Annotated in this window: 2 protein-coding genes; both read left to right on the top strand. The window is 48.1% G+C overall.

The genetic code is table 11. From position 1 onward, the window contains the following. A partial coding sequence (locus tag ACRC27_RS02345) for an NAD(P)H-dependent oxidoreductase (RefSeq protein WP_438639107.1) occupies positions 1-321 on the top strand: 321 nt, incomplete at its 5' end. 129 nt (positions 322-450) lie between these two features. Continuing rightward, a complete protein-coding gene (locus ACRC27_RS02350; protein ID WP_039044704.1) occupies positions 451-831 on the top strand; it encodes a DoxX family protein in 381 nt (126 codons plus the stop codon). The last annotated feature ends 173 nt before the right edge of the window (positions 832-1,004 follow it).

Below are 1,004 nucleotides of genomic sequence, written 5' to 3' on the forward strand. Positions count from 1 at the left end.
GCGCCAATGTACAACTACAGCATCCCTGTGCAACTGAAAACCTACATTGATATGGTGCTGCGTGCAGGTGTGACCTTCCGCTATACCGAAAACGGCCCTGAAGGTTTGGTGAAGGGTAAAAAAGCCGTGGTCCTGACCAGTCGTGGTGGGATCCACAAAGGTTTACCTTCTGACCTGATCACCCCGTATATGCAAACTATACTCAATTTCATCGGCATTACTGACATTCAGTACATTTACGCCGAAGCGCTGGCATTTGGCCCAGAAGCTGTCGCGCAAGCGCAACATGCCGCACAGGAAGCAATTGCTGAACTGATGTGATTGGCGTAAGTCACATCCGCTTAATACAAGCAACAGCACAATAAGAAAGGCTCCATCGCAATACCGTTTTATTGCAGGACATGCTTTTTACAGACGCATTCAAGGTTGCAGGAATAGAAGGAACATCCCATGAGATTCATTGATTTACTCGCTCGTGCTCTGATGGCACAAATCTTCATCATCGCTGGCTGGGGCAAACTGGGCGCCGGTTATGCCGGAACCGAGGCCTACATGCAATCTGTTGGTTTACCGGGTTTCTTGTTACCGCTGGTGATCTTGTTGGAGCTCGGTGGTGGTATTGCGCTGCTGGTGGGCTTCCAGACACGCCTCATCTCCGCAGCACTGGCGCTGTTCTGTGTGGCAAGCGCTGTGATTTTCCACCTGCATCCACAAGATGGTATGCAAATGATTATGTTCATGAAAAACATCGCAATGGCCGGTGGTCTGCTGATGATGGTGCAATATGGCGCCGGTGCACTGAGCTGGGATCACAAACGCAAATCTGCGTGATAACCGATGAGAAACTAGATCAGATTCTTACTCGAGCCCGCATTGCGGGCTTTTTTTTGTTCTATCAGAACGCTGCCTCTTTTCTTTTTATTTATTCTTTATTTTCAATTAGCTGAACCCTGAATTCATCACTTTTCCCAATTTTATCCACAGAACCTGTGTGTAACTTTGCC

Source organism: Plesiomonas sp., assembly GCF_051650925.1.
Taxonomy (GTDB): domain Bacteria; phylum Pseudomonadota; class Gammaproteobacteria; order Enterobacterales; family CAMTGL01; genus Plesiomonas.

What these genes read in the sequence shown, in the direction of transcription:
- ACRC27_RS02350 (WP_039044704.1), top strand. Translation starts at nt 451, where the DNA reads ATGAGATTCATTGATTTACTCGCTCGTGCTCTGATGGCACAAATCTTC.